Annotated in this window: 18 protein-coding genes; 15 read left to right on the top strand and 3 right to left on the bottom strand. The window is 68.9% G+C overall.

Going from position 1 to position 20,637, the window contains the following annotated elements:
• Positions 1–72: 72 nt before the first annotated feature.
• Positions 73–642, bottom strand: coding sequence for a DivIVA domain-containing protein (locus AB0L60_RS13525; RefSeq protein ID WP_364612197.1), 570 nt, complete (start codon positions 640–642; stop codon positions 73–75).
• 87 nt (positions 643–729) lie between these two features.
• The gene (locus AB0L60_RS13530) at positions 730–1,395 is read right to left on the bottom strand and encodes a TetR/AcrR family transcriptional regulator (RefSeq protein ID WP_364612200.1); all 666 of its coding nucleotides are present in this window, start codon (positions 1,393–1,395) and stop codon (positions 730–732) included.
• A gap of 72 nt (positions 1,396–1,467) precedes the next feature.
• On the opposite strand from AB0L60_RS13530, the gene AB0L60_RS13535 reads away from it, so the two are divergent.
• From AB0L60_RS13535 to AB0L60_RS13565, 7 genes are all read left to right on the top strand, one after another.
• The gene (locus AB0L60_RS13535; protein WP_364612203.1) at positions 1,468–2,961 is read left to right on the top strand and encodes an NAD(P)/FAD-dependent oxidoreductase; all 1,494 of its coding nucleotides are present in this window, start codon (positions 1,468–1,470) and stop codon (positions 2,959–2,961) included.
• A gap of 181 nt (positions 2,962–3,142) precedes the next feature.
• Complete coding sequence (gene yajC, locus AB0L60_RS13540) at positions 3,143–3,517, top strand: preprotein translocase subunit YajC (RefSeq protein WP_364612206.1); 375 nt, start codon at positions 3,143–3,145, stop codon at positions 3,515–3,517.
• Between the two features lie 102 nt (positions 3,518–3,619).
• The gene (gene secD, locus AB0L60_RS13545; RefSeq protein WP_364612209.1) at positions 3,620–5,314 is read left to right on the top strand and encodes a protein translocase subunit SecD; all 1,695 of its coding nucleotides are present in this window, start codon (positions 3,620–3,622) and stop codon (positions 5,312–5,314) included.
• Between the two features lie 2 nt (positions 5,315–5,316).
• Entirely contained in the window at positions 5,317–6,546 is a 1,230-nt protein-coding gene (gene secF, locus AB0L60_RS13550) for a protein translocase subunit SecF (RefSeq protein ID WP_364612212.1), read from the top strand.
• Between the two features lie 38 nt (positions 6,547–6,584).
• Positions 6,585–8,282, top strand: coding sequence for an ABC transporter substrate-binding protein (locus AB0L60_RS13555; protein ID WP_364613083.1), 1,698 nt, complete (start codon positions 6,585–6,587; stop codon positions 8,280–8,282).
• Positions 8,283–8,319: 37 nt separating this feature from the next.
• The gene (locus tag AB0L60_RS13560; protein ID WP_364612215.1) at positions 8,320–8,892 is read left to right on the top strand and encodes an adenine phosphoribosyltransferase; all 573 of its coding nucleotides are present in this window, start codon (positions 8,320–8,322) and stop codon (positions 8,890–8,892) included.
• A gap of 250 nt (positions 8,893–9,142) precedes the next feature.
• Positions 9,143–10,357 carry a helix-turn-helix domain-containing protein gene (locus AB0L60_RS13565; protein WP_364612218.1) on the top strand — a complete coding sequence of 405 codons (1,215 nt, stop codon included), beginning with the start codon at positions 9,143–9,145 and terminating at the stop codon, positions 10,355–10,357.
• On the opposite strand, the gene AB0L60_RS13570 is transcribed toward AB0L60_RS13565, so the two are convergent.
• Positions 10,354–10,641: a hypothetical protein gene (locus AB0L60_RS13570; protein ID WP_364612221.1), complete on the bottom strand. Its 288-nt coding sequence runs from the start codon at positions 10,639–10,641 to the stop codon at positions 10,354–10,356. The genes AB0L60_RS13565 and AB0L60_RS13570 overlap by 4 nt on opposite strands.
• Before the next feature lie 115 nt (positions 10,642–10,756).
• Here AB0L60_RS13570 and AB0L60_RS13575 point away from each other — a divergent pair, with 115 nt between their 5' ends.
• From AB0L60_RS13575 to AB0L60_RS13610, 8 genes are all read left to right on the top strand, one after another.
• Positions 10,757–12,736, top strand: coding sequence for a peptidoglycan DD-metalloendopeptidase family protein (locus AB0L60_RS13575; RefSeq protein WP_364612224.1), 1,980 nt, complete (start codon positions 10,757–10,759; stop codon positions 12,734–12,736).
• Positions 12,737–12,780: 44 nt separating this feature from the next.
• The gene (locus AB0L60_RS13580; protein WP_364612227.1) at positions 12,781–13,260 is read left to right on the top strand and encodes an Rrf2 family transcriptional regulator; all 480 of its coding nucleotides are present in this window, start codon (positions 12,781–12,783) and stop codon (positions 13,258–13,260) included.
• Between the two features lie 66 nt (positions 13,261–13,326).
• Positions 13,327–14,532 (top strand): MFS transporter, encoded by a 1,206-nt coding sequence (locus AB0L60_RS13585; RefSeq protein ID WP_364612230.1) that lies wholly within the window; start codon positions 13,327–13,329, stop codon positions 14,530–14,532.
• A 173-nt stretch (positions 14,533–14,705) separates the two neighbouring features.
• Positions 14,706–16,304: an ATP-binding cassette domain-containing protein gene (locus tag AB0L60_RS13590; RefSeq protein WP_364612233.1), complete on the top strand. Its 1,599-nt coding sequence runs from the start codon at positions 14,706–14,708 to the stop codon at positions 16,302–16,304.
• Positions 16,305–16,513: 209 nt separating this feature from the next.
• Positions 16,514–18,874, top strand: coding sequence for a RelA/SpoT family protein (locus AB0L60_RS13595; RefSeq protein WP_364612235.1), 2,361 nt, complete (start codon positions 16,514–16,516; stop codon positions 18,872–18,874).
• Between the two features lie 123 nt (positions 18,875–18,997).
• Positions 18,998–19,288: a hypothetical protein gene (locus tag AB0L60_RS13600; protein WP_364612237.1), complete on the top strand. Its 291-nt coding sequence runs from the start codon at positions 18,998–19,000 to the stop codon at positions 19,286–19,288.
• Between the two features lie 90 nt (positions 19,289–19,378).
• Entirely contained in the window at positions 19,379–19,687 is a 309-nt protein-coding gene (locus tag AB0L60_RS13605; protein ID WP_354837226.1) for a pyrimidine/purine nucleoside phosphorylase, read from the top strand.
• A 77-nt stretch (positions 19,688–19,764) separates the two neighbouring features.
• Positions 19,765–20,637, top strand: coding sequence for an LLM class flavin-dependent oxidoreductase (locus tag AB0L60_RS13610; RefSeq protein ID WP_364612242.1), 873 nt, complete (start codon positions 19,765–19,767; stop codon positions 20,635–20,637).

Below are 20,637 nucleotides of genomic sequence, written 5' to 3' on the forward strand. Positions count from 1 at the left end.
CTCCTCCGGAGGCAGGGCCCGAGGTCCCTCCGCGCGGGATGTCCGATGGAGATTCTCCTCCGCCTTCGGGTCTCAGTGCCGGGATGCTTCGGACTTCTCGAGCTGGTGGACCACCAGGTCGAGAAAGGCGTCGACCTCCTCGCGGTGATAGGCGGGCGCGCCGTCGGTGGCGAGGTGGAAAGTGATGTCCCGGACATCCTTCGGAGTGAGGCCGTTGGGGCCGTGGTGGGCGAGCGTCGCCGCCAGGCGGTCGAGGAACGCGCCCACTTCGTCGGCCAGATATCCGGGGAAACCGAAAGGGGGTGCGGAGAAGTGGATGCGCAGGACGTCGTCGTGGGTGAGGGTGTCGGGGGTGCGACCGGCTGGGAGGCGCCCGCGGCCGCGGCGTAGGTATTCCAGTTCCATGCAGACGTGGTCGAGGAAGTCGTCGACCTCGTCGATGTCGTAGCCGCGATGTCCGGGTGGGGGACCGTCGAATTCGATGTGCCTGATATCGGCGATGCTCAGATGGTCGCGGCCGAGCATGGTGTCGGCGATGCGTGCGCAGAAGGCGTCCACCTGGGCGGGGTGGTAGCCGTGGGGCCCGGACGGAGCGTGGCCGAACCGGGTGCGGCGGACGTCGTCTGGGGTCACCCGGGTCATTGTGCCAATGGTTGCATGTCCGAATTACCTCCGCCCCCAGCCGAATCCGGCCGCACCGGACAAACGGTCCGTTTGTGCAAGGTGGGTTCAGTGCTTGCGGACGCCGTCGATGAGCAGATGCCGGATGGCGTGGCTGAGATCGTCGACCGCCTGCACCTCGGGCGTCCGGATGCCGTGCAGAATGGCGGCCAGCAGCATGCCGGTCACCGCCCGCGCGGTGTTCACGGTGTCGAGATCCGCACGCAGGTAACCGCGTTCGACCCCGTGCTCGAGGTACCCGGCGGTCAGCATGTCGGCGGTGTCGAGCAAACCGTAGAGCCGCGCGGTCAATTCGGTGTCGATGCCGGTGGCCTGGAACAGCAGCAGCTGCGCCACCCGCCGGTCCTCGAGGAAGATGTGGTTCAGTGCGTCGCCGATGCGGTCCACCTGGGCGCGGTACTCCTCGAGGCTGTCGGCGGCGTCGGGGGCATTGTCGGTCCCGAGCGACTCGATGATCCGCGCGGACAGATCGTCGATGACGTGGTCGATGATGTCGCGCTTGTTCTCGAAGTACCGGTAGAACGTCCCGTGCCCGATACCCAGCTCGCCGGCGATGTCGGCGATGCCGGTGGCGTGGTAGCCCCGCTCGGCGAAACATGCGAACGCGGTGTCGATGATCTCCTGCCGGAGTTCGGCCTTGCGCCGTTTGATTCTCGAGGATGGCTTCGTCACGAGCCCGATGATACGGTGATCACAAACGGAATGAGATGTCATTCCGTGACATGTGCATCATTTCTTTGTTTGAACACAGTTTTGTGCGAACACAGTTCTTGCAGGAGGTTCGGCGTGGCACCTCAGTACGACGCCATCGTGGTCGGCGCGGGATTCGGCGGTATGGGCGCGGGCATCGAGCTGGATCGGCTCGGCCTGAGCAATTTCGTCATCCTCGAGCGGGAGAACGACCTGGGCGGCACCTGGCACGTCAACCGCTATCCGGGCCTGGCCGTGGACATCGCCTCGGTCACCTACTCGTACTCCTTCGAGCCCAACCCGTACTGGTCGCGGCTGTTCGCCCCGGGTTCGGAGCTGAAGAAGTACGCCGAGCACGTCGCCGACAAGTACGACCTGCGCCGTCGTATGCGGTTCGACACCGTCGTCGGGGGTGCGCGCTGGGACGAGGAGCGGCAGCACTGGGTGGTCTCCGTCGAGAACGGTGAATCGCTGACCGCGCGCTACCTGGTGGCCGCCACCGGATTCCTGTCGCAGCCCTACACCCCGCCGTTCCCGGGCATCGACACCTTCGCGGGCAAGATCATCCACACCACCGCGTGGGACGACGAGGTCGATCTCACCTGGACCAGGGCCGCCATCATCGGCACCGGCGCGACCGCCGTGCAGCTGATCCCGGAGGTCGCCGAGCAGGCACGGGCGCTGACCGTCTTCCAGCGCACCCCGATCTGGGTCGTCCCGAAGGTCGACGCCCCGATTCCGCCCGCGGTGCAGAATCTGTTCGCGCGAGTTCCGTTGACGCAGAAGGCCGCTCGCCTGGTCAACACCTCCATGCTGGAGGCGCTCATGGTGGTCGGCGTGCTGCACTTCAAGGAGGCCAAGCCGCTCAACAGGGCCGCGGGCATCCTGGCCAAGGCACATCTGCGAACCCAGGTGCGCGACAAGGAGACTCGCAAGAAGCTGACGCCGGACTACGATTTCGGCTGCAAGCGCCCCACCTTCTCCAACCTCTACTTCAAGACCTTCAACCAGCCGCACGTGCGCCTGGAGACCAACTCCATCGACCACATCGAGCCCGACGGCATCGTCACCGCCGACGGCCACAAGACCGAGATCGACACCCTCATCCTGGCCACGGGCTTCAACCTGTGGGACGTCAACTTCCCGGCCATCGAGATCATCGGCCGCGACGGCCGCAATCTCGGAAAGTTCTGGCGCGACAACCGCTTCCAGGCCTACGAGGGCATCACGGTGCCGAAGTTCCCCAACTTCGTCAGCCTCAACAGCCCCTACTCCTACAGCGGCCTGTCCTATTTCACCACCATCGAGGCGCAGATGAAGCACATGGCGCGCCTGTTCGGGGAGATGTTCCGCCGTGGCGAGCGGGTCTTCGAGGTCACCGAGCGCGCCAATGCCGAATTCCTCGACCGCGTCACCGAGAAACTGGATTCGTCGGTCTTCTACGGCGGCCAGTGCGCCACGGCCCGCAGCTACTACTTCAACCAGCACGGGGAGGCCGCGCTGCTGCGCCCGACAAGCACCCTGAACGCCCACCGCGAGGCGACCACCTTCCCGCTCGACGACTACACCTACGGGCAGCAGCCGGCCTGAGTGGGACTGCCCGGTCGGCAGAGTCGGCGGTCGACCGCGCAGCTGGGGAAACAGGATGAATCAGCCCTGCGCGAACGAGCGTGGACTCTAGAACAGGTCGCCGCGCATTCTCTCAGGGATTACTGGCAGACTGTGTGGGAAACGCACCCAACCGACCACTTACTAGGGGCTGACTTCGACGATGGACCTTCTGCTGCCGCTACTGCTGGTTGCCCTGCTCATCCCGATGTTCCTCGGTGTCCGCCGTCAGAAGCGGGAGATGTCGAAGGTCACCGAGATGCAGGACAGCCTGAAGGTCGGCGACCGGGTCGTCACCACGTCGGGGCTCTTCGGCACCGTGGTCGAGCTCGATGACACCACCGTCGATCTGGAGATCGCCGAGGAAGTCGTCACCACCTGGCTGCGGCAATCGATCCGCGAGGTGCGCAACGACGACGACGCCACCGAGGACACCACCGCCGAGACCACCGAAGCCGCGTCTTCGAACGGCGTCGCCGACGATCACGTCGCCGCCCCCGAAGCCGCCGACGACGCGCCGCGGCTGACCAAGGACTGACATACTCCGCGCCATCGGCCGCACCGGATTCCCGGCGGCCGGTGGCGCTGCGGTGTGTGCCCTGCTCGTTCCACCTTCGAATCCGCCTAGGAGATAAGTACTGTGCCACCTTCTCAGGGAACGGCGCACCCGTTGCGTCTGCTCGGCATCTACGCCGCGCTGGTGGCTCTGATGTTCGGCCTGATCTTCTTCACCGGGGACAAGCACCACACCCCGAAGCTCGGCATCGACCTGCAGGGCGGTACCCGCGTCACCCTGACGCCTCGCACCCCGGATGGCGGTAAGCCGAGCCAGGACAGCCTCAAGCAGGCACAGAACATTATCGAGCAGCGCGTGAACGGTCTGGGCGTGGCGGGCTCCGAGGTCGTCATCGAGGGCGACAATCTGGTGATCACCGTCCCCGGTGCCGATGGCGCACAGGCGAAATCGCTGGCGACCACCGCCAAGATGTACTTCCGTCCGGTGGTGCAGAGCGCCCCCGCGCAGGCGGGTAAGCAGGCCCAGCAGCCGCAGCAGACCCAGCCGCAGCAGCCGCCGAGCGCGACGCCGACCGAGACCACTCCGGCCACGGCCGAGGCTCCGGCCCCCACGACGACCGGCGAGGCCCCGCAGAACCGGGTGTTCCCGGCACAGGCTCCGACCACCCCGTCCGCGCCGCCGTCGACGCCCGCGCAGCCGGGCGGCCAGCAGCAGACCGCGCAGGAGATCGCGGCCGCCAAGGCGGCCCGCCAGAGCACCGACCAGAACGCCCAGCTGCAGGCCATGGCCACGCTGGACTGCTCCAAGCCGGATCCGTTGCAGGGCAACGACGATCCGAACCTGCCCCTGGTGACCTGCAGCACCGACGGCACCACCGTCTACCTGCTCGACAAGTCCGTGATGGACGGTACCGAGATCAAGGACGCCTCCGGCGTGCTGCAGCAGGCCCAGTGGGTGGTCAGCCTGCAGTTCAAGTCCAGCGGCACCGACCAGTGGGGCAACCTCACCAACAAGTACGTGGGCAAGCAGATCGCCTTCACCCTGGACTCCCGCGTGGTCTCCGCGCCGGTGATCAAGGAGGGCGGCCAGTTCAGCGGTAGCACCGCGATCTCGGGTCCGGGCATCAATGCCAAGACCTCCAAGGAGCTGGCGAACACCCTGAAGTACGGTTCGCTGCCGCTGTCGTTCGGTACCTCCGAGGCCGAGACGGTCTCGGCGACCCTCGGCATCTCGTCGCTGCACGCCGGTCTGATCGCGGGTGCCATCGGCCTGGTGGCGGTGCTGCTGTACTGCCTGCTCTACTACCGCATGCTCGGCTTCCTGGCCGGTTTCTCGCTGCTCGCGGCGGGTGTGGCGGTGTACGCGCTGATCGTGTTGCTCGGCCGCTGGATCGGCTTTACCCTCGACCTGGCCGGTATCGCGGGTCTGATCATCGGTATCGGTATGACGGCCGACTCGTTCGTCGTCTTCTTCGAACGCATCAAGGACCAGATGCGGGAGGGTCGCAGCTTCCGGTCCGCGGTCCCGCGCGGCTGGCAGCGCGCGCAGCGCACCAACCTGTCCGGCAAGACGGTCTCGCTCATCGCCTCCGCCGTGCTGTACGTGCTGGCCGCGGGCCAGGTGAAGGGCTTCGCCTTCACCCTCGGTGTCACCACCGTGCTCGACGTCGTCGTCCTGTACCTGGTGACGTCGCCGCTGATGATGCTGGTCTCGCGCTCGCCGTTCTGGGCGAAGCCGTCGGTGAACGGCCTGGGCGCTATTACAGAGCTTGCACAGGAACGCAAGGCTACCGCCGGCGTCCTGGTGAAGGAGGCGTGATCATGGCCAAGTCCTCTCCCGTCGTCGTGGATTCCGACTCCGAGCTCGACTACGAGGCCGTGCCGACAGGCAAGCGGCACAGCCTGTTCGAGCGGCTCTACACCGGTACCGGTGGTTTCGAGATCGTCGGCAAGCGCAAGGTGTACTACGGCATCGCGGCCGCGCTGATCGCCATCGCGGTGGCCAGCATGGTGTTCAAGGGCTTCACCCTGGGCATCGACTTCGCGGGCGGCTCCCGGATCCAGCTGCCCGCCTCCGACAGCGTCACCACCTCGAAGGTGGAGGATGTCTACCGGTCCACGCTCGGCCACGACCCGGTCACCGTGCAGAAGGCGGGCTCGGGGTCCTCGGCGACCATCCAGATCCGTTCCGACACACTGAGTGCCGAGCAGGCCGACAAGCTGCAGACCGCGCTGTTCGACACCTTCCATCCGAAGGACTCCAACGGCCAGGCCAGCCGCAATGCCATCAGCGTCGCCGAGATCAGCGGGACCTGGGGTGGCCAGGTCACCAAGAAGGCGCTGCTGGCGCTGGTGGTGTTCGTCGGATTGACCACGCTGTACATCGCGATTCGCTTCGAACGCGACATGGCGTTCGCGGCGATCGGCTCGCTGTTCTTCAACCTGATCGTCACCGCGGGCATCTACTCGCTGGTCGGTTTCGAGGTGACACCGGCGGCGGTCATCGGTCTGCTCACCATCCTGGGCTATGTGCTCTACGACAACGTGGTCGTCTTCGACAAGGTCGAGGAGAACACCCGCGGTGTCCTGCACCTGACCAAGCACACGTACGCGGAGAAGGCGAACCTGGCGGCCAACCAGACGCTGATGCGCTCGATCAACACCACCGTCATCGGCATCCTGCCGATCATCGGCATGCTGGTGGTCGCGGTGTGGCTGCTGGGTGTCGGCACCCTCAAGGACCTGGCCCTGGTGCAGCTGGTCGGCATGATCGTGGGTGGTTACTCGTCCATCTTCTTCGCGGTGCCGGTGCTGGTGACGCTCAAGGAGACCTGGGGTCCGGTGGCCGCGCACACCAAGAAGGTGCTCAACCGCCGCTCCGGCGGCGCGAAGGCGCGGGTGGGCGCGGCGGCCGCCGAGCGGGCCGTCGCCGCGGGCCGCGGCGCCGACGCCAATGGTTTCGGACGCGATCACGCGCCGCGCAGTCAGAGTGCCGGGGCGCCGCGTCCCGGAGCCCGGCCGACTGGGAAACGACAGCAGCGACGGCACTGAGCGCAGGGGGTGCGACCGTGAAGCAAGACCACAGGGTTATGCGCCGGACCGCCGTCTCGCTGGTGGCGGGTGCCCTCGCCGCCGGTGCGCTGGCCGGGTGCTCCAGCAAGAATCAGGTCCCCTCGATCGGGTACGGCGTGGACGCGGTCGTCGCCAGCTACAACGGCGGCAGCACGCTGGGCGCGAACAGCGGTGCGGCCGCGGTGTTCTCGCGGGTGCTGACCGGGTTCTTCTATACCGGGCCGGACGGGCAGCCGGTGGCCGACACCGACACCGGCACCGCCAAGGAGGTCCCGGGCGACGCGCAGACCATCCAGTACCGCCTCGCTCCGGAGGGCGTCTACTCCGATGGCGTGGCGACCTCCTGCGATGACCTGGTGCTGACCTGGGCCGCGCGCAGCGGACGATTCACCAAGGCCGGTCCTGGCGGGCCGGTGCCACTGTTCGACGCCGCGAGCACCGACGGCTACCGCGATATCGAGCGGGTGGACTGCCAACCCGGATCCAAGGACGCCACCGTGGTGTTCCGGCCGGGCAAGCACTATTCGGCGTGGAAGACGCTGTTCAATGCCACCGAGCTGATGCCCGCGCACGTGATCGCCGCGCAGGTGAAGATCCCGAGCGTGGTGACGCCGGTGCAGATCGGGGATCAACCCACCCTCGAGCGCATCGCCGACTTCTGGAACAACGGCTGGAAGCTCGCCCCGGGCAAGGTGGACCTGACACTGCTGCCGTCCTCGGGGCCGTACCGGATCGACTCGTTCGGTGACAAGGACGGTCTGGTGCTGGTCAAGAACGAGAAGTGGTGGGGCAATCAGCCCCGGACGCCGCGGATCGTGGTGTGGGACCGGCACTCCGACCTGAAGTCGAAGGTGTCGGACAAGTCGATCGGCGTGCTCGATGTGGGCGCCGGGTCGCTGGGCGATCTGAGCCTGGGTGGGTTCCACAAGCAGAATCTGCCCGGCCGCGGGGTCGAGCAGCTGGTGCTGGGCACCGGCGGGGTGTTCGGATCGGCGGACGCACGCCGGGCGTTCGCGCTGTGCGTGCCGCGGCAGGCGCTGTTCGACAAGTTCGGGCACCCGGGCTACGACGTCAAGCTGGGGCTGGGTGCGAGCCTGCTGAATTCCCGGACGGTGCAACAGGATTCGGTGTACTACTCGGCGATCTCGGGTGCGGGTGACAAGTACAAGGGCGGTGACGGCACCGCCACCCAGGCCGCGGCCACCTCGGGTGTCCAGAACCAGACCGTGCGCATCGGCTACGTCAAGCCGGACGAGCGGCGCGCGGCCACGGTGACCGCCATCGCCGACGCCTGCAAGGCCGCGGGCATCACCGTGGTCGACGCGGGCGCACCGGATTTCACCGCGTCGCAGCTCACCGACGGCAAGGTGGACGCCATCCTGGGCGGCACCGCCGGCATGCCGGGCCCGTCGGGTTCGCTGACCGGCACCGACGCCATCGCGTCGCTGCGCACCGGCGCGGGGCTGAATTTCGGCCGGTTCGGCAACGGCCGCTACGATGCCATCGCGGATCAGCTTGCGGCCGAGGACAACTCGGGCACCGTGCTGAACCTGCTGACCGAGCAGGAGAACCTGCTCTGGAGCGAGATGCCGTCGGTTCCGCTGTTCGCCGCCCCCCGCACCATCGGGTTCGGTGACGGTATGGAGAACGGCATCGCCAGTCCCACCGAGGCGGGAGCGGGCTGGAACATGGATCGCTGGGTGCTGAAACGGTGAGAGCCGTGGTGGCGTGGTGAACGAGGAGTGGGTGCGGATGAGCAAGCACGAGATGCTGGAGACGGCCGAGGTGGCGGGAGAGCGGGCCGCCCGCGCGGAGGCCGCGGTGCAGCGGCTGACCCGCTGGCGTGACGACTTCCCGACGCCGGGAGTGCGTTTCGCGGATCTGTCCCCGGTGTTCGCCGACTCCGAGGGCTTCCGCGCGGTGCTGGACTGCTTGGCGGCCTGCGCCCCCGACGCCGACCTGGTGGCGGGTGTCGACGCGCGCGGCTTCCTGCTGGGCGCGGGCGTGGCCGCCACGCTGGGCACCGGCGTGATCGCGGTCCGCAAGGCGGGCAAGCTGCCGCCGCCGGTCATCTCGCGCGAGTACACCCTCGAATACGGTTCGGCGGCACTGGAGATCCCGGCCGACGGCATCGATCTGAAGGGCCGTAAGGTCCTGCTGCTCGACGACGTGCTCGCCACCGGCGGCACCCTCGCCGCGGCGGCCGAGCTGTTCGCCGCCGCCGGGGCCGAGGTGGTCGCGGCGGCGGTGGTGCTGGAGCTCGGCTTCCTCAAAGGCCGTGAGCGCCAGGGTGATTACCCGCTGACGTCCATCGTCGAGCTATGACCGGTCACCTCCCCGCCCCGATGGCCTGACCGATCAGGGCCTGCACCGCGGTGGGGAGGGATCTTCCTTCTGTGCCACGACAATGTCGGCCGAACCGTCCCGGAGAAGGGTGGTCGCGGTCTCTGTGCGCGGGCTCAGGGTTGATCGGCCGGATTTGGCGGAATGACAGGCCGGTCCGGTGGTGGCGGCTATTCGCTCTGCTGGATTCATTTGCCCCGCGAAGGGATTCGGTCGCGGCAACAATGTACCGGTGAGTAACCCACCCGAGGATCAGGCCGCGTTCGCGGAATTCCTGGCGACCCACCTGTCCGAGGCCGCGCGGCAGATCCTGGCGGCGGTGGTGCGCAGCGTCCCGGATTACGAGCAGTTGCCACGGGATCTGCTGGAGCGGGACGTGATCCATCGTGCCGAGGACAATCTGCGGCTGTTCGCGCGACTGCTGGGGGACGGGCGCGAACCCCAGGCGGGCGATCTGGACGACATGATCGCGGCCGCGGTGCGCCGGGCGCGCGAGGGCATCCCGCTGGACGCGGTGCTGGCGGTGTATCACCAAGGGGCGCTGGCGGCCTGGAACTTCCTCACCGCACAGGCGCGGACCGAACACGAGCGGGAGGAACTGCTGCGGGCCGTGCCGCAGTTGCTGCGGTACCTGGGCGTCGTCATTCCGGGCGTGGCCGGGTCCTATCTGCATGAACGGCAGGACCTGCACTGGGAAGAGCGGGAAGCCAAACGCGCTCTGGCGCAAGCATTGTTGCAGGGCAAACCGGCCGAACTGCTGGCCGATCGATTCGGGATCGCGCTCGGCGGCTACCACGTGCTGGCGCTGCGGACCGCCGGCCCGGCCGCCCCGGTGGGCGAGATGCGGCCCGCCGCAGGGGACGGCGCGCGGCTCGCCATGCGCGTGATCCACGGGGAGGTCGACGCGCTGTCACCGCTGGCACTGACCGTGCTGGAGCGGGCCGGGGGCTGGGTGCTGGTGCCGGTGAGCGAACCGGCCGCCCGGGTCGATGCCGCGGTCGCCCGGATCGCCGCCGCCGCGGGTGGCCCGGTGATAGCCGGGACAGCCACCGCCGCAACGGTTTCCGAGATCCCCGGGCGCGCCGAGGAGGCCGGGGAGATCGCCCGGCTCGCCCTGGGACTGGGACGGCCGACCGGTGTGTACCGCATGGCCGACCTCGCCCTGCAGTACCAGTTCGCCCGCCCCGGCCCCGCCCGCGCCTGGCTGCTCGGCCTGCTCGCGCCCCTGGCCGAGCATCAGCACCTGATGGCGGCCCTGCGTGCGTATCTGGCCTGCGACCACAATCGCGTCGCGGCCGCCGAGTCGCTGGTCGTGCACCGGAACACCCTGAACTACCGCCTGAACCGCATCGCCGCCCTTACCGGATACGATCCCGGCCGCTCCGAGCACACACCCCTGTTCTCCGCGGCTCTCACCGCGTTCGATCTGTCGGCCGCAGGCCTCTAGCGGGCAACGACCCGGGCGACGAAACCGGTGACCACCAGCCAGAAGACCGCGGCCAGGCCGTAATTCAGGATGGTGTCGACGTTCGGGCTACCGGTGTGGAACAGGCCCGGGAAGAATAACGCGAGAGGTTCGGCGAGCCCCTTGATGAAGACGAAGAACTTGTTGGACTGATCCGCGTTGAGGATCAGCATCAGGATGTAGACGCCCTCGACGAGGGCGAACAACGTGCCGACGCCGCTGATGATACGAGCGGCGTGGACTTCATTGCGGGCGACGTACGGCATATCAGGGGGATGCCCGCTGTATGCCTGTTGAAACAGACACGCAGATCCGTGAAACCGTGTGTCCGCCATGGCATGATGTCCGGGTGATCACCGCGGCGGCCGGGAGCGTTCGGGCGTGAAGCCCAAAGTCCTCGTAGGTGGGGCGGTCGCCCTGGTGCTGGGTCTGCTGACCCTCGTCCTCGTCATCATCCTGCCCGCCAGCGAGACCAGTTGCGGCCCGGGCACACCCAGCGTTCCGGCCGTCACCTCGGCCCGCACCGAACCCAACTGCCCCAGCACCGGCGCGCCCGTCGAGGCCGGTCTGCAGGAGGGTGCGCTGCGCGTGCTGCGCTGCACGGTGGCCCACTTCGGCATGATGGACATGCGCGGCGTCGTGAACGACGATTCCGTCCCGGACCTGAAGGCCGGGCGCTCGGTGGAATTCATCGTCGGCGCGGACTCGGGCAAGGGCGACGCCATCGTCTCGTTCCTGCAGCAGAACGCCGCCGCCTTCCGGGTCGACTACCTGATCTGGAAGCAGCGCAGCTGGACTCCGGGCGCGGCCGCCGGCACCGAGTGGAGCCCGCTCGGCGACCGCGGGGACGTCGCCCGCAATCACCTGGACCGGGTCCAGGTCACCATCAAGGACGCCGCCCCCACCTCCACCGAGCTCGCGCCGGCCAATGCCTCCATGGCGGCGGCGCCCGGCACGGTGAACGAGGCGGGCAGCCTCATCGGGGCCGGGCGGCACCAATATCCGCTCGCCGCAGGCGCATTCACCGTCAGCGACGTATTCGGCGCGCGCGGCGGCACCCATATGGGCGTCGACCTGGCGGCCCCCGCGGGCACGCCGATCTACGCCGCCGCCGACGGGCTGGTGGTGGCCGCGGGCGCGGCGTCCGGCTTCGGCGACTGGGTGGTCATCGACTCCCTCGACGGCAGCGGCCGCCGGTACTCCACCGTGTACGGGCACATGTACCAGAACGGCATCTTCGTGCACACCGGCGACATCGTGCAGATGGGCCAGCACATCGCCGATGTCGGCAGCAATGGCGAATCCTCCGGCCCGCACCTGCATTTCGAGCTGGTGCCGGGCGGGCGGCTGACCGGCGGCCATCAGGTCGATCCCATGCCATGGCTGGCCGGCGGCGGCATCCCCGCACCCAGTACGCCCTACTGCGAGAACGGATTCGGCACGCCGGGCGGCAATCTCGCCTCCGGGAAGGTGCCGCCCGAACTCGAGATCTGGTACCGCCGCGCGGGTTCGCTGTGCCCGGAGATCGGCGCCTCGCTGCTGGCCGCCCAGGGCCAGGCCGAATCCGGGTTCCGCACCGACGCGGTGTCTCCGGACGGCGCGCAGGGCATCGCCCAGTTCATGCCCGGCACCGCCAAGGCCCTCGCACCCGACGGACAGCCGTACGTCATCGACGCCGACGGCAAAGGCTATGCCAGCGTGCTGGATCCGGCCGACGCCATCATCGGGCAGGGGCGCTACATGTGCGCCATCGCCAAGACCATCGAGGGCTGGATGTCGGAGGGCAGGGTCTCCGGCGACCTGACCGCGCTCACCATCGCCGCCTACAACGCCGGTGAGGGTGCGGTGCTCGCCTCCGGCGGCATGCCCAACCAGATCTCCCGGCACTACACCGAGACCCGGCCGTACGTGGCGCGGATCCTGGCCGCCGAGCCCGGATTCCGCAGCCTCGGCAGCGAGGGCCGGTTCCAGGCCGACCCGAATGCCGATCTGGGAGCGCAGATCGTGGCGGCGGGACAGCAATGGGTCGGCACCCCTTACGTTTTCGGCGGTGGCGGTCCGGGCGGGCCCAGCGACGGCGGGTTCGACCAGGCGGGCTTCACCGCGGCCGCGGTATTCGCCGCCAGCGGCGGCACCATCAGCCTGCCGCGCACGGCCGAACAGCAGTGGGAACAGGGCGTGGAGGTCCAGCTGCTCAATGCCAAGCCCGGCGATCTGGTGTTCGGGTCCTTCGGCCCGCGCGGGCCCTCGGATGTCGGCGTCTACACCGGCAGCGGCCGCATGCTGCACGCCGAATCCGGCGGCAAGGTGACCGAGGTGCCGCTCTCGAACGGCATGAAGGCCCGCCGCATCAGCCGCTGAATCGGGGTTGGCCCGGGTATCCGGGACATGTATTATCCCTATTCATGATGATGGGTGAAGGCGTCGAATGGGGACTGCACTGCTGCACGGTGCTGGCCTGGCTCGACGATCACGCGCCGATCGCCACCGCCCGCCTGGCCGAGATCTTCGAGCTACCGCCCGAATACCTGAAGAAGCGGCTGCAGCCGCTGGTGCGCGAGGGAATCCTCGACTCCACGCCCGGCGCGCGCGGGGGCTACCGGCTGGCGCGCGCACCCGAGCGCATCACGCTCATGGACGTGGTGTCCGCGGTCGAGGGGCGCACGGAAGCCTTCCGCTGTACCGAGATTCGCCGCCGTGGGGCCGGAGCCACCCGGGCGGCTACGGAATTCGCCAAGCCGTGCGGCATCGCCCGGGCCATGGGGCGCGCCGAGCTGGCCTGGCGGCGCGAGCTGGCCGCGCAGACCGTGGCCGACCTGATGGCCGCCGCTCCGTCCAATGCCTCGGCCCACACACGCAGCTTCTATGAACATGTGACCGCCTGAGTGGTCGCGCCGCTCGCGAGAAACCGACCCGGCCCCGCGCCGGGTTTTTTCGGAAGGAGATTCGGGATGCCTAATATCCCGGTTGCTGCCCGGCCGTCGACGGCCGAGGCCACCGTCGCGCCGAACGGGTTGCGGCGCACCCTGATCCTGGCGCTGGGCACCTTCGCCGTCGGCACCGACTCGTTCATCCTGGCCGGGTTCCTGCCGGACCTGGCCGGATCGCTGCGGGTGTCCACGGCGACCGCGGGCGCGGCGGTGACGGTGTTCGCGGCGGCCTATGCGCTAGGGTCACCGGTGCTGGCCACGATGACCGCGCGGCTGCCACGCCGGGCGCTGCTGGTGTCGGCGCTACTGGTGCTCGTGCTGGCGAATCTCGGATCGGCGCTCGCGCCGACGTTCGCGATCCTGCTGGCCACCCGGATCGTGGCCGCGCTGGGAGCGGCGGCCTTCACGCCCAACGCGGGCGCGGTGGCCGCGGCGCTGGTGCCGCCGCAGGCGCGCGGGCGGGCGCTGGCGGTGGTCGTCGGCGGGCTGACCATCGCGACCGCGCTGGGTGTGCCGCTGGGTGATCTGCTGGGGCACTGGCTGGGCTGGCGGTCGGCGCTGACCGGGGTCGCGATCGGGTGCCTGCTGGCGGCGGCCGGTGTCGCGGCCTGGGTGCCCGCGCTGCCCGGCAATCCCGCGGTCCCGCTGGCGAAACGGCTGGCGGTGCTGCGCAATCGGTCGGTCGCGGCCGTGCTGCCGCTGACGGTGCTCGGCATGGGGGCGGCGTATGTCGTGTACGCGTATGCCGTTCCGGCGTTGGGGGCCTTGGGAATCGGGGCCCCCACGACCGCGTGGATGCTGATGCTGTACGGCGTGGGCGCGGTGGCGGGCAACCTGTCGTCCGGCTACGCCACCGACCGCTTCGGCGCCGCCCGGGTGCTGACCGCCGGATACGCGGTGATGGCGGCGACCCTGGCGAGCATGGGTGTGCTGGCGGCGACGGACACCCGTGTTCCCGCCCTGGTCGGGCTGCTGACCGTGGGCTGGGGTGCGGCCAGCTGGTGCCAGACGCCGGCGCAGCAGCACCGGCTCATCGCGGCCGCGCCGCAGGAGTCCGGGCTGGTGGTCGCGTTGAACGCCTCCTGCATCTACATCGGCATCGGCGCGGGGACCGCGCTCGGCGGCATCACGCTGGGGCACGGCGCGACGGTCATGTACGGCCTGGCCGCCCTGCTGGCCGTGATCGCGCTCGGCTACCTGCGGTGCACGGCGCGAGCCGCGCGCTGACCGGCGGTGAGACTCGGCTCACGAAATACGTTCTTGCACGGGCTCGTTGATCTCGGTTACCGTAGTCGAGTTCGTTTCCCGTCCGATCGGAGACATGCCGTTGCTCTTCTGAGGTGATCGCCGAGTGGCCCGCCAATCGCGCGCCGCATTCGCTCACTCTCGGGGAGGCCCGCATGTCAATGCCTGTTATTTCCATTTTCGATCTCACCTTCGCGTGGCCGGACGGCACCGGGGTCTTCGACGGCCTCGACGCCCAGCTCGGACCCGGTCACCTCGGCCTGGTCGGCAGCAATGGCGCGGGGAAATCCACTCTCTTCCGCCTGATCACCGGCGAACTGCGCCCCGCGCGCGGTTCGGTGAGCATTCCGGGGCGGTTCGGGTACCTGCGTCAGGACCTCGGATTGGTCGCGGGGCAGCGGGTCGACGCGGTGCTCGGGCTGGCCGCGATCCGGAAAGCCCTGCACCGCATCGAATCCGGATCCGGCACCGACGCCGACTTCGAAACCGTGGGCACCGCCTGGGATATCGAGGAACGCGCCGTGGCGCTGCTCGGACGGCTCGGATTGCATTACGTCGCAGGGGATGTCGCGCAGCTCGACCGCCGGCTCGACACCCTCTCCGGCGGTGAGACCGTACTGCTGGGCCTGGTCGCCGAGCTGCTGCGCGAACCCGACGTCCTGCTGCTGGACGAACCGACCAACAACCTCGATCAGGTGGCGCGGCAACGCCTCTACGAGGTCGTCGGCCAATTCCCCGGCACCGTGCTCACCGTCAGCCACGACCGTGAACTGCTCGACCGCGTGGACGCCGTCGCCGAGTTGCGGCAGGGCGAGATCCGGCTCTTCGGCGGCAATTTCAGCGAGTACGAGCGGATCATCGAGCTCGAGCAGGATGCCGCCCGCGCGGCGATCCGGGAGGCCCGCAGCGATGTTCGCAAACAGGCGCGCGAACTCGTAGAGGCCCGCATCAAACTCGACCGGCGGCAACGCTACGGGCAGAAGATGTGGGACCAGAAGCGCGAACCCAAGATCGTCATGGGGGAGCGCAAACGCCAGGCCCAGGTCTCGGCGGGCAAGCTGCGCAACCACCACATCGGCAAGGTCGAGGAGGCCAGGGATCATCTGACCGACATGCAGGACCGGCTGCGCGACGACCGCGAGATCCGCGTCGACCTGCCGGACACCCGGCTCTACCCGGGCCAGGACGTGCTCCAGCTGACCGAGGCGCGGCTCCCGTGCGGGCCGACGGTGACGCTGAAAGTCAGTGGCCCCGAACGCATCGCGCTCACCGGCCGCAACGGCATCGGCAAAACCACGCTGCTGCACCGCATCCGGGAGGAGTCGCCCAGGGTGCCGTGGCGCATGCTACCGCAGCGCCTGGACGTCTTCGACGAATCCAGGTCGGTGTTCGAGAACGTGGCGGCCACCGCGCCGCACGCCTCGGCCGAACAGATCCGGGCCCAGCTGGCCCGGTTCCTGTTCCGCGGCACCGACGCCGATGTCGCGGCCGGCGCCCTCTCGGGCGGTGAGCGGTTGCGCGCGGCCCTGGCCATGCTGCTGCTGGCCGAACCCGCGCCCAAACTGCTGCTGCTCGACGAGCCGACCAACAACCTGGACCTGCCCAGCCTCGCCCACCTCACCGAGGCGCTGGCGAGCTTCCAGGGCGCGCTGCTCGTGGTCAGTCACGACCCGCGCTTCCTCGCCGAGATCGGGGTGACCAGGCGGCTGGAACTGACCCCGGAGGGCCTGGTCGAGAGCGCGGGCGAACAATGAGCAGGGAGGCCCGGCCGACACCGGAACAATCCGGGTCCCATGCGGGCGCGAAACCGAGCCCCGACCGGGTATCGTTCATCGCTCCGGAGCTGTTCGGACCGGCGGTGGTCGCTGTCCGGTCGGGATCCGATTCCAGGACTAAAGTGGATGATCTGGGTGGTTGAACGGTCCGATATGGTTTTCCGATCGAGGCCGCGAGCGGAGGTGGCATGACACAGCATCTGGAGCAGGCGAACTCGGGGCAATCGCCCGAGGGTGAGTCCGCCACCCCATCGGCCAACGGGCAGTCCGCCGCTCGCAACACCACCGCCGTTCCCACCTCCGCATCACGTCGCGTCCGCGCGCGCCTGGCCCGCCGCATGACCGGGCAGCGCGGCATCGCCGCCGTCAAGCCGGTGCTCGAGCCCCTCGCCAGCGTGCACCGGGAGCTGTACCCGAAGGCGAATCTCGCTCTGCTGCAACGGGCTTTCGACGTCGCCGACGAGAAGCACGCCCACCAGTTCCGCAAGTCCGGCGACCCCTACATCACGCACCCGCTGGCGGTGGCCAACATCCTGGCCGAGCTGGGCATGGACACCACCACGCTGGTGGCCGCGCTGCTGCACGACACCGTCGAGGACACCGGGTACTCGCTCGACGAACTGACCGCCGAATTCGGCACCGAGGTCGCCCATCTGGTCGACGGCGTCACCAAGCTGGACAAGGTCAACCTGGGCGCGGCCGCCGAGGCCGAGACCATCCGCAAGATGATCATCGCCATGGCCCGCGACCCCCGCGTGCTGGTGATCAAGGTCGCCGACCGGCTGCACAACATGCGCACCATGCGTTTCCTGCCGCCGGAGAAGCAGGCCAAGAAGGCCCGCGAGACCCTCGAGGTGATAGCGCCGCTGGCGCACCGCCTCGGTATGGCCACCGTCAAGTGGGAGCTGGAGGACCTCGCCTTCGCGATCCTGCACCCCAAGAAGTACGACGAGATCGTGCGGCTGGTCGCCGACCGCGCGCCATCACGTGACACCTACCTGGCCAAGGTGCGCGCGGAGATCGTGAACACCCTGGCGTCGAGCCGGATCAATGCCGTGGTCGAGGGCCGTCCGAAGCACTACTGGTCGATTTATCAGAAGATGATCGTCAAGGGTAAGGACTTCGACGACATCCACGACCTGGTCGGCATCCGCATCCTCTGCGACGAGGTGCGCGACTGCTACGCCGCGGTCGGTGTCGTGCACTCGCTGTGGCAGCCCATGGCCGGGCGGTTCAAGGACTACATCGCCCAGCCGCGCTACGGCGTCTACCAGTCGCTGCACACCACCGTGGTCGGCCCGGACGGCAAGCCCCTGGAGGTGCAGATCCGCACCCAGGACATGCACCGGACCGCCGAGTTCGGCATCGCCGCGCACTGGCGGTACAAGGAGACCAAGGGCAAGCACTCCAACGACTCCACCGAAGTCGACGACATGGCGTGGATGCGTCAGCTGCTCGACTGGCAGCGGGAGGCGGCCGACCCGGCCGAGTTCCTGGAGTCGTTGCGCTTCGACCTCAAATCGCCCGAGATCTTCGTGTTCACGCCCAAGGGTGACGTGATCACCCTGCCGCAGAAGTCCACCCCGGTGGACTTCGCCTACGCCGTGCACACCGAGGTCGGCCACCGGTGCATCGGCGCGCGCGTGAACGGGCGGCTGGTCGCACTGGAACGGCAGCTGGAGAACGGTGAGGTCGTCGAGATCTTCACCTCCAAGGCCCAGAACGCCGGACCCTCCCGGGACTGGCAGAACTTCGTGGTGTCCCCGCGCGCCAAGGCCAAGATCCGGCAGTGGTTCGCCAAGGAACGCCGCGAGGAGGCCCTCGAGGCGGGCAAGGACGCCATCAGCAAGGAGGTCCGGCGCTCGGGCCTGCCGCTGCAGCGCCTGATGAGCGTCGACGCCATGAGCGCGCTCGCCCACGAGCTGCACTACACCGACATCTCGGCGCTGTACGCGGCGGTCGGCGAGAACCAGGTGTCCGCGCACCATGTGGTGCAGCGGCTCATGGCCCAGCTCGGCGGTGTCAGCGATGTCGAGAACGAACTGGCCGAGCGGTCCACGCCGTCCACCGTGCCGGCTCGTCAGCGCACCACAGGTGATGCGGGCGTGGAGATTCCGGGCGCGCCCGGGACGGTCTCCAAGCTGGCCAAGTGCTGCACCCCGGTGCCCGGCGACGAGATCATGGGCTTCGTGACCCGCGGCGGCGCGGTCAGCGTGCATCGCACCGACTGCACCAACGCCGATTCGCTGCGCGCGGAACCGGAACGGATCATCGAGGTCAAGTGGGCGCCGTCGCCGTCGTCGGTGTTCCTGGTGGCCATCCAGATCGAGGCCCTGGACCGTACCCGCCTGCTGTCGGACGTGACCAAGGTGCTGGCCGACGAGAAGGTCAACATCCTCTCGGCCGCGGTCACCACCTCCGGTGACCGGGTCGCCATCTCCAAGTTCACCTTCGAGATGGGCGACCCCAAGCACCTCGGCCACCTGCTCAACGTGGTCCGCAATGTGGAAGGCGTCTACGACGTCTACCGCGTGACCTCGGCCGCCTGATCCCGTCCCGCCCCGGCGAAAGCCGGTGGGGCAGGTCAGTCCGCGCGGCGCACGCGGATACGCGCGCATCGGCGTGATCGCCGAGCTCCAGGAGCGTGGATCGTCGGTGTGGCCGGATCGTCGATGGGGGCACTCGTCGGCGGGCTGTTCGCCGCCGGGCGGGTCGAGGAGGTGCCGGCGCAGCCCCCGGCGCTGAGCAGCATCCGCGCCACCGATGTCGCCCAGCGGGCCATCGATCTCACCCGCCAGCATCTGGCCGCCCACCCGCCGGACCTGGTGATCGAGGTGCCGCAGAACATCTGCGGCACCATGGATTTCCCTCGCACGACCCCGATCATCGAGCAGGGGCAGGCATTGACGGCTCGGGCTCTCGACGCCCTGCCCGACCGCGCCCTCGACGCGCTGCCCGACTGAACGATTGCTTGGCGGTCGCGGGTACGATCGGCGCGAACCGGACCGGCCCGCACGGCCGGTCGTCACCCGTAGAAAGGGCCCCGTACCAGCATGAAGTTCGAGAATGTCACCGTCACCAAGCGCGCCAACGTCTACTTCGATGGCAAGTGTGTGAGCCACAACATCGAACTGGCCGACGGCACCAGCAAGTCGATCGGTGTCATCCTCCCCGCCACCCTGACCTTCAACACGGGTGCGCCGGAGATCATGGAGCTGCTCGAGGGCCAGTGCAACGTCACCCTCGCCGGCGAGTCCGAGGCCGTCACCTACAAGGGCGGCGAGTCGTTCTCCGTGCCGGGCAACTCCAGCTTCCAGATCGAGGTCGTCGAGCCGGTCCACTACGTCTGCCACTTCGGCTGAGCTCCGAACCCTGTGGCCCGGTCGCGAATGTGACCGGGCCACAGCCATTTCCGGCTCCGGCGTGGTACGCATGGGGTATGACGACCCTGGGAGTGGTGTTCCGGCCGCAGCAACCGCCCGAGCGGCTGCGGGACGTGGTGCGAGCGGCGGACGAGTCGGGACTCGACGAGCTGTGGCTGTGGGAGGACTGCTTCCTGGAGGGCGGGATCGCCACGGCCGCAGCGGCGCTCGCGTGGAGTGAACGGGTGCGGGTCGGGGTGGGTGTGCTGCCGGTGCCGCTACGCAATGTCGCGGTCACCGCGATGGAGCTGGCGACGCTGGAGCGGATGTTCCCCGGGCGGGGGATCTGGGGTGTGGGACACGGGGTTCAGGACTGGATGGGGCAGGTGGGGGAGCGGGTCGCCTCGCCGATCACCCTGCTGCGCGAATATCTCGACGCGCTGCGGACGCTGCTGGCCGGGCAGCGAATCACGGTGAAGGGCAGGTACGTCCGGCTCGACGACGTCGCGCTGGACTGGCCGCCGGCCGCCGCACCGCCGATCCTGGCCGCCGCGACCGGGCCGCGGACGCTGAGTCTGGTGGGGGAGGCCGCCGACGGGGTGATCCTCACCAGCTCCACACCCGCCGACGGGATCCGGACGGCCGCCGGGATCGTGCGGGCCGCGCGGCCCGAAGCGCTTGCGGCGCAGCCGTATCCGATCGTCGTGTACCTGCTGGCGGCGACCGGTCCCGGGGCCGCCGAACGGGTGGCCGCGGAGCTGCGCGCCGAGGGACGCGACACCATTCCCGATATCGGTGTGGCGGGAGATGCCCAGGCCATCGCCGACACCGTGCTCCGCTGGATCGAGGCCGGCGCCACCAGTGTGGTCCTGCAACCCACCGGCGACGAACCGGACCCGGTGGGTTTCGTCCGGTTCGCCGCCGAGCAGATCGCGCCCCTGGTGCCCTGA

It is taken from the genome of Nocardia sp. NPDC051981 (genome assembly GCF_040680715.1).
Lineage (GTDB): Bacteria > Actinomycetota > Actinomycetes > Mycobacteriales > Mycobacteriaceae > Nocardia.

What these genes read in the sequence shown, in the direction of transcription:
- AB0L60_RS13525 (WP_364612197.1), bottom strand. Translation starts at nt 642, where the DNA reads ATGACCCGGGTGACCCCAGACGACGTCCGCCGCACCCGGTTCGGCCAC.
- AB0L60_RS13530 (WP_364612200.1), bottom strand. Translation starts at nt 1,395, where the DNA reads ATGACATCTCATTCCGTTTGTGATCACCGTATCATCGGGCTCGTGACG.
- yajC (WP_364612206.1), top strand. Translation starts at nt 3,143, where the DNA reads ATGGACCTTCTGCTGCCGCTACTGCTGGTTGCCCTGCTCATCCCGATG.
- secF (WP_364612212.1), top strand. Translation starts at nt 5,317, where the DNA reads ATGGCCAAGTCCTCTCCCGTCGTCGTGGATTCCGACTCCGAGCTCGAC.
- AB0L60_RS13555 (WP_364613083.1), top strand. Translation starts at nt 6,585, where the DNA reads ATGCGCCGGACCGCCGTCTCGCTGGTGGCGGGTGCCCTCGCCGCCGGT.
- AB0L60_RS13560 (WP_364612215.1), top strand. Translation starts at nt 8,320, where the DNA reads ATGAGCAAGCACGAGATGCTGGAGACGGCCGAGGTGGCGGGAGAGCGG.
- AB0L60_RS13570 (WP_364612221.1), bottom strand. Translation starts at nt 10,641, where the DNA reads ATGCCGTACGTCGCCCGCAATGAAGTCCACGCCGCTCGTATCATCAGC.
- AB0L60_RS13580 (WP_364612227.1), top strand. Translation starts at nt 12,781, where the DNA reads ATGATGATGGGTGAAGGCGTCGAATGGGGACTGCACTGCTGCACGGTG.
- AB0L60_RS13585 (WP_364612230.1), top strand. Translation starts at nt 13,327, where the DNA reads ATGCCTAATATCCCGGTTGCTGCCCGGCCGTCGACGGCCGAGGCCACC.
- AB0L60_RS13590 (WP_364612233.1), top strand. Translation starts at nt 14,706, where the DNA reads ATGTCAATGCCTGTTATTTCCATTTTCGATCTCACCTTCGCGTGGCCG.
- AB0L60_RS13595 (WP_364612235.1), top strand. Translation starts at nt 16,514, where the DNA reads ATGACACAGCATCTGGAGCAGGCGAACTCGGGGCAATCGCCCGAGGGT.
- AB0L60_RS13600 (WP_364612237.1), top strand. Translation starts at nt 18,998, where the DNA reads ATGGGGGCACTCGTCGGCGGGCTGTTCGCCGCCGGGCGGGTCGAGGAG.
- AB0L60_RS13605 (WP_354837226.1), top strand. Translation starts at nt 19,379, where the DNA reads ATGAAGTTCGAGAATGTCACCGTCACCAAGCGCGCCAACGTCTACTTC.
- AB0L60_RS13610 (WP_364612242.1), top strand. Translation starts at nt 19,765, where the DNA reads ATGACGACCCTGGGAGTGGTGTTCCGGCCGCAGCAACCGCCCGAGCGG.